Origin of the sequence: Streptomyces griseoloalbus, from assembly GCA_014650015.1 — a bacterium.
GTDB lineage: Bacteria > Actinomycetota > Actinomycetes > Streptomycetales > Streptomycetaceae > Streptomyces > Streptomyces griseoloalbus.
The window spans coordinates 1-591 of sequence record BMUD01000135.1 but is presented as its reverse complement, the minus strand read 5'-3'; the positions used below and the strand labels follow the sequence as shown (position 1 = coordinate 591).

The 591-nt window shown below is 72.9% G+C and carries 1 protein-coding gene; it reads left to right on the top strand.

Annotated elements, in window-relative coordinates:
* Positions 1–591: KR domain-containing protein (locus tag IE178_RS35275; RefSeq protein ID WP_193515100.1), on the top strand; the 591-nt coding region annotated here is incomplete at both ends.

Here is a 591-nt window from a genome sequence, read left to right as displayed (position 1 = left end):
GACGGGGGAGCGCCTGGCACGGGTGCTGCGTCCGAAGGTGGACGCGGCCTGGCACCTGCACGAGGCGACGAAGGACCTCGACCTCACCGCCTTCGTGCTCTTCTCCTCCATGTCGGGCATCCTCGGCGGCCCCGGCCAGGCCAACTACGCGGCGGGCAACACGTTCCTCGACGCCCTGGCCCGGCACCGCCGCTCGCTCGGCCTGTCCGCCGCCTCCCTCGCGTGGGGCCCGTGGACCCAGGACGCCGGCATGATCGGCACCCTCTCCGACACCGACGTACACCGCATCGCCCGCGCCGGCATGCCGGAACTCACCCCCGAGCAGGGCGCGGCCCTCTTCGACGCGGCACTCGACACCGGTGAACCCCTCGTCCTGCCCGTGCGTCTCGACCTCCCCGCCCTGCGGGAACAGGGCGACATCCACCCCATGCTCCGTGGCCTGATCAGGGTGCGGGCGCGGCGGTCGGTTGCCGGTGGTTCGGTGGCGACGGCCAGTCTGGTGCAGCGGCTGGAGGGGCTGGGCCGGGACGAGCGGCGTGAGGTGCTGCTGGATCTGGTGCGTGGTCAGATCGCGGTGGTGCTGGGTCATGC